The sequence below is a fragment of the Mesorhizobium sp. M0317 genome (genome assembly GCF_040321555.1).
Classification (GTDB): domain Bacteria; phylum Pseudomonadota; class Alphaproteobacteria; order Rhizobiales; family Rhizobiaceae; genus Mesorhizobium.
The window spans coordinates 1-6,259 of record NZ_JAMYRV010000082.1; the positions used below are offsets into that span (position 1 = coordinate 1).

Genomic DNA, 6,259 nt, shown 5'->3' on the forward strand with positions numbered 1-6,259 from the left:
TTTTTTTTACCCACCCGCTCGCCCCCGCCCTTATTTTATCTCGGGGCCCTCCCCCACCCCGGCGTGGGGGGGTCGTGGGGCCCCCCCAGCCGGCAGGGAGTGGGGGTCGACTTGACACACCAATCATTTGCGTACCGCGCCGAAGGTGATGCCGCGCAGCAATTGTTTGCGAAGCAGGATGGTGAAGACCAGGATCGGCACCAGGAAGATCGTCGTGCCGGCCGCCACCGCCGGCCAGTCCTGGCCGCCTTCGCCGATGATAGTCGGGATGAAGGGCGGTGCGGTTTGCGCCGTGCCGGAGGTGAGCAGTGCCGCGAAGGCATATTCGTTCCAGGCGAAGATCAGGCAGAAGATGGCGGTCGCGGCGATGCCGGTGGTGGCTTGCGGCAGCACGGTGCGCCAGAAGGCCTGCAGCCTGGTGTAGCCGTCGATCATCGCCGCTTCCTCATACTCGCGCGGGATCTCGTCGATGAAGCCTTTCAGCAGCCACACCGCCAGCGACACGTTTACCGCCGTGTAGAGCAGGATCATGCCCAGCGCGGTGTCGGACAGGCCGAGCTCGCGGTACATCAGGTAGATGGGAATCGCGACCGCGATCGGCGGCATGAAGCGCGTCGACAGGATGAAGAACAGAAGGTCATCGGCCAGCGGCACCTTGAAGCGCGAGAAACCATAGGCAGACAGCGTGCCGAGGAAGACCGCGCAGAAGGTCGAGCCGAAGGCGATTATCAGCGAATTGACGAAGCGCGGCAGGAAATTGGACGGGCCGGCAATCACCATGTTGCGCTTGCGCGAGGTCTCGTCGCAGAAACCGGTCGCGGGTCCGAGCGAGTTGATGTACTCGGGCGTTTGCCTGGTGCGCGTCGTGAACAGGTTGCAATAGCCCTCGATGCTCGGCTGGAACAGAATCTTGGGCGGATAGGCGATCGAATCCGGCGGCGTCTTGAAGCTGGTGGCGAAGATCCACAGCAGCGGCACGATCGAGATCAGCGCGTAGAGCACGATGATCGTGCCGGCGATCCGCTTCGAATTGGCCGAGGGGGCGACGACGGAGTGGGCGGTGGTCAGGCTCATCTCTGCTTCACCTTGTTCAGCGCCTTGACGTAGATGTTGGCCAGCCCAAACACCGCGACGAACAGGATGATGGCGAAGGCCGAGGAATATCCGGTGCGCCAGCTCTCGAACGCTTGCCGTTTCAGCGTGATGGAAGCGACCTCGGTGGTCGAGCCCGGCCCGCCACCGGTCAGCAGGTTGACCATGTCGAACATCTTGAAGTTCTCGATGCCGCGAAACAGCACCGCCAGCATGATGAAGGGCAGCGCCATCGGCAGCGTGATCGACCAGAACTGCCGCCAGTTGGATGCGCGGTCGACCTCGGCCGCCTCATAGATGTATTCGGGGATCGAGCGCAGGCCGGCGAGACAGATCAGCATGACATAGGGCGTCCACATCCAGGTGTCGACGATGATGATCGACCACGGCGCCAGCGACACGTTGGACAGCATCTGGATGTCGGTCGGTGGTATCCGGGTGACGAACGACATGGCGTAGGCGAACAGGCCGATCTGCGGCTCGTAGAGGAAACGCCAGAAATTGCCGACCACCGCCGGCGACAGCATCATCGGCACCAGGATGATGGTCGTCCAGAAGGCGTGGCCGCGAAACTTCCTGTCGATCAGCCATGCCAGCGTGAAACCGATCAGCGTCTGCAGCAAGATCGTCCAGAACACGAAATGCGCCGTCGTCTGCATGGCGATCCAGATGTCCTGGTCGCCGAGGATGCGCTGGTAGTTGGCGAAGCCGAGGTTTTTCACCACCTCGTTCGGGCGGTTCGCGCGGAAGTTGGTGAAGGACAGGTAGATCGCCCAGAACAGCGGGAAGATGTTGATGGCCAAGAGCAACAGGATCGTCGGCGAGATGAACAGCCAGGCGAGGCCCTTGTCGCTGATGCCCCGGACCTTGCAGGCCAACGGCTCCGGGGTCGCCCGGGCAACGTTCTCCGCAGTCCGATTGAGCATGGTGAGTCCTGCTTCGGTCACGTCAAGTCTCGACACTGGAATTTATCTGAACTGCGTCCCGTGCCAAGGGCGGCACGGGACCAAGAGCATGAAGCCGAAAAGTGTGAAGCGGTTTTCGGACGACATCATGCTCTCTCTCTTTTTAGCCCGAGGCGGATGATTTCTGGTCGATTCGGCCTGAAAATCATCCGCCTCTGGGGTCAGGCTCGGGAGGAGCCGTTGGTCCGGTTACATCTTGCCGTCGTCCTGGAACACTTGCGTCCAGTCCTTGACCAGGCCGTCAAGCGCGTCCTTGGCCGAACCCTGGCCGGCAACGACATAGTCGTGGAAGCGCTTCTGCGACGCCTGCAGCAGCGGTGCGTAGCTCGGCTCGGCCCAGAAGTCCTTCACGATCGCCATCGAGTCGAGGAAGGTCTGCGCATAAGGCTGGCTGGACGGGAAGGCCGGGTCCTTGACCACCGCGTTCAGGCAGGAATAGCCGCCGAGCGACCACCATTTGGCCTGCACATCCTTGTCGGCGAACCACTTGATGTATTTCAGCGCCGATTCCTGCTTGTCTGAATAGGACACCACCGAAATGCCCTGGCCGCCAAGCTGCGCAAACTGGGCGCCACCGGGACCCTTCGGATTGACGAAGTAGCCGATCTTGTCGCCGCCGACATTCTCGTCCTTCTGCAGGCCGGGCCAGGTGAAGGCGAAGTTCATGTGCATGGCCACCTGACCGGATTTGAAGGCGTCGACGCCTTCGCCCATATAGCTGTTCGAGGCACCCGGAGGCGTGCAGCAATCGTAGAGCGACTTGTAGAACTCCAGGCCTTTGACCGCGTCTGGCGAATTGACGAAGCCTTCCATCTCGTAGGGCTTCTTGGGGTTTTCATACTGGAAGCCGTAGCTGTAGAGCACGTCCATGGCGCCCATGGTGATGCCTTCCGAGCCACGCTCGGTGTAGATCGAAGCGCCATAGACGGTCTTGCCGTCGATCTCGCGCTTCTGGAAGAACTCGGCGACCTGCTTCAGTTGGTCGAAGGTGGTCGGCGGGCCGAGATCCCAGCCATATTTTTCCTTGAATTCCTTTTGCAGCTCCGGCTTGGAGAACCAATCCTTGCGGTAGGTCCAGCCGACGACGTCGCCCATGGCCGGCAGCGCCCAGTAATTCGGCGTGTTCTTCGGCCATTCGGAATAGCCGACGACTGTTGCCGGCACAAAGTCGTCCATGCTGATCTTCTCCTTGTCGAAGAAGTCGTTCAGCTTGACGTAGTGGCCGTTCTCGGCCGAGCCGCCGATCCACTGGCTGTCGCCGATGATCAGGTCGCACAGTTTGCCGTGCGAGTTGAGCTCGTTGAGGAAGCGGTCGGCATAGTTGGTCCACGGCACGAATTCGAATTTCATGCCGATGCCGGTTTCCTTGGTAAAATCCTTGGACAGTTCGACCAGCGCGTTTGCCGGATCCCAGGCGGCCCAGCAAAGCGTCAGGTCTTCAGCGTGCGCAACGTTCGAGACGGCTGTCGACGCGGTAATCGCCGAGGTCAGTCCCAACGCCAGTTTCAAGCTCGATTTCATGCCTTCCTCCCATTTGCGAAACGCGCCCGGATGGCCGTTTCAAGAACCCCTCAACCCTCGCTCCTCCGAGGGGCTAAACACGGCGCGCTATGCGTCGCCAGGGCGGCGCGATGCGCCGCAGATGTTTAGTAATTTGTTTAGTGATGCAATTTTTACTAAACAAGGCAAGCGAATTCGTCGCTGCGCCGCAACATGGCGAAACGGCGATTGAAATCGTTGGGAAATGATTGCCGGACGGCTCGCCCGGAAGTTGCTTAGCCGGGGTCGCCTATAATTTTCGTCTGCGGCGTCACCGGCCGAACAGGGGGCGCGGGCGGCAGCAGCGCGCGGATGTCGGCGAAGGGAAATGTCGGCTCGAATCGGAAGGCCTCGGCCAGGGAGCCGGGAACGCTGTTGCATTGCCCGGCGCGAAACTCATTCTGGACGCGCGCTCTGTCGACATATTGCTCCGGCCACTGCGACTGGTGCGCTCGGATCGCCTGAGTCTTGATATCGCCGTAGGCGGAAATGTCGACGTAATGCGTCGGCGCAAAGCCGGTGCCGCCCATCGTGTCGGCATGCAGCACGGGGACGCCGAACGAGGCCGCGATGCGCACGCCGTCCGACAAAGCACGATGGTCGGCGTGATAGTCGTTGGGGGCATGCGTGATCACCAGATCCGCCGCGGTCTCGCGTATCAGCGCTTTCAGCGAAGCGATCAGTGCCGCATCGGCCACCAGTTCGCCGTCGGGAAAGTCGAGAAAGCGAAGGGTTGCGCCGAGCAACGCCGCAGCGGCCGCCGCCTCGTCGCGGCGGACACGAGCCAAAACGCTCGGGTCGCCCATGCCGCCCCTGGCGCCATCCGTGGCCACGGCAAAAGTCAGTTCTGCGCCTTGCGTGGCATAGGCAGCCAGCGTACCGAACATGAATATCTCGATGTCGTCGGGATGCGCGCCGAGCGCCAATACCTTCACTGCACTCTCCCCGGAAATGGAAAAACGTGACGAACGGAATCCTGCTCGCCCTCATCGCCTATGCAAGCTATTCGTGCAGCGATGCCGTTATCAAGAGCCTTGGCGGACAGTTCACCGTCTTCGAGATCGGCTTCTTCACCACGCTGTTTGCCGGCTGCTTCCTGTTTTTCAGCCGCCCAGTCGATGAGCGCTGGCGCGACTTCTGGCGCACCGGGCGGCCATGGGCGGTGCAGGCCCGCGCCTGGGCCGGCATCGCCTCGGGCGTGCTCAGCGTCTACGCCTTCACCACCATTCCGCTGGCCGAGACCTATGCACTGATCTTCCTGGCGCCGCTTTGCGTTACCATTCTCTCGACCGTCATCCTGAAAGAAAAGGTCGGTCCATGGCGCTGGCTGGCGGTGGTTGCCGGCTTTGCAGGTGTCATGCTGGTGGTGCGGCCAGGTTTTCGCGAGTTGCATCTCGGACACCTTGCCGCCTTCACGGTGGCCTTCCTCGCCGCGGCCAGCGTCATCCTGATGCGGTCGCTCGCCCAGCAGGAAAAGCGCACCACCATGCTCGGCGTGCTCATCGGTTACGGGCTGCTGTTCAACGGGGCCGGCACCATCGCTACATCGTTCACCCTCCCCAACGCCATGCAACTGCTGTGGCTGGTGCTGGGCGGCGCCTTTACCGCCGGCGGCCAATTGCTGCAGCTGCTGGCCGCCAAATACGCGCCGGCCAACCGCATGGCGCCGACGCATTATTCGCAGATCGTCTGGGCGGTCATCCTCGGGGCGCTGTTCTTCCAGGAGTATCCGGACTGGATATCGCTGGTCGGCCTTGCCGTCGTCGGCGCGTCCGGCCTGCTCACCATGGTGCGCGAGGAGGTGCGGCTGGGCACGGTGCGCTGGAACCCGTTTTCACGCACAAGGCTTTGAGCCGTTGCACGGTTGTGGTGACCGCTGATATGCGGACGCAATGACGACGAGATCCTTGCCGGAGCTTCCGGTATCCGCCGTGCTGCCGGCCCTGAGCGAGGCGCTCGGCTCCGGCAACAGCGCCGTTCTGGTGGCGCCGCCCGGCGCCGGCAAGACGACGCTGGTGCCGCTGGCGCTGCTCGATGCGCCCTGGCTGGTCGCCGGCAAGATCGTCCTGCTCGAACCGCGCCGGCTTGCCGCCCGCGCCGCCGCCCGCCGCATGGCCGAATTGCTTGATGAAGAGCCCGGCGCCACTGTCGGCTATGCCATGCGCATGGAAAACCGCACATCGGCCCGGACAAAAATCCTGGTCGTCACCGAAGGCGTCCTGGCGCGCATGATCCTAGACGATCCCGAGCTGCCCGGCGTCTCGGCGGTGATTTTCGACGAATTCCACGAGCGCTCGCTCGACGGCGATTTCGGCCTGGCGCTGGCGCTCGACGTGCAGGGCGCGCTGCGGCCGGATTTGCGGCTGCTGGTGATGTCGGCAACGCTCGATGGCGCGCGCGTCGCGAAACTCCTGTCCGGCGCCCCGGTGATCGAAAGCCAAGGCCGTGCGTTCCCCGTCGATGTCAGATTCGACGAGCGGCCAGCCGGCGTTCCCATCGAAGACGCCATGGCCAAGGCGATCCGCTCCGCTCTTGCCGGCGAGAGCGGCAGCGTGCTCGCCTTCCTGCCCGGTCAGCGCGAGATCGAGCGCACGGGCGCGGGCGGGCGGCGCCGCCCCGCGGCGCGGGGCGTGGTGGCCAGTGCGCGCCCCCCCGGCCCGGCG

At 63.1% G+C, this 6,259-nt stretch carries 6 protein-coding genes; 2 read left to right on the top strand and 4 right to left on the bottom strand.

Annotation, left to right across the window (positions count from 1 at the left end; translation table 11 throughout):
- Positions 1 to 123: 123 nt before the first annotated feature.
- The 4 genes from NKI88_RS31335 to NKI88_RS31350 all read right to left on the bottom strand — a co-directional run bounded on the left by NKI88_RS31335 (position 124) and on the right by NKI88_RS31350 (position 4,531).
- The gene (locus tag NKI88_RS31335; protein ID WP_023711245.1) at positions 124 to 1,074 is read right to left on the bottom strand and encodes a carbohydrate ABC transporter permease; all 951 of its coding nucleotides are present in this window, start codon (positions 1,072 to 1,074) and stop codon (positions 124 to 126) included.
- Positions 1,071 to 2,018, bottom strand: coding sequence for a carbohydrate ABC transporter permease (locus tag NKI88_RS31340; RefSeq protein WP_502909512.1), 948 nt, complete (start codon positions 2,016 to 2,018; stop codon positions 1,071 to 1,073). The genes NKI88_RS31335 and NKI88_RS31340 overlap by 4 nt, the downstream gene beginning before the upstream one ends.
- Before the next feature lie 228 nt (positions 2,019 to 2,246).
- Entirely contained in the window at positions 2,247 to 3,578 is a 1,332-nt protein-coding gene (locus tag NKI88_RS31345) for an ABC transporter substrate-binding protein (RefSeq protein ID WP_023826502.1), read from the bottom strand.
- Between the two features lie 254 nt (positions 3,579 to 3,832).
- Positions 3,833 to 4,531, bottom strand: a complete 699-nt coding sequence (locus NKI88_RS31350; RefSeq protein WP_023715560.1) for a PIG-L deacetylase family protein — start codon at positions 4,529 to 4,531, stop codon at positions 3,833 to 3,835.
- 26 nt (positions 4,532 to 4,557) lie between these two features.
- Here NKI88_RS31350 and NKI88_RS31355 point away from each other — a divergent pair, with 26 nt between their 5' ends.
- Positions 4,558 to 5,448 (top strand): DMT family transporter, encoded by an 891-nt coding sequence (locus NKI88_RS31355; protein WP_023732526.1) that lies wholly within the window; start codon positions 4,558 to 4,560, stop codon positions 5,446 to 5,448.
- 40 nt (positions 5,449 to 5,488) lie between these two features.
- Positions 5,489 to 6,259, top strand: a 771-nt coding sequence (locus tag NKI88_RS31360) for a DEAD/DEAH box helicase (RefSeq protein WP_352659253.1), incomplete at its 3' end; no start/stop codon positions are given.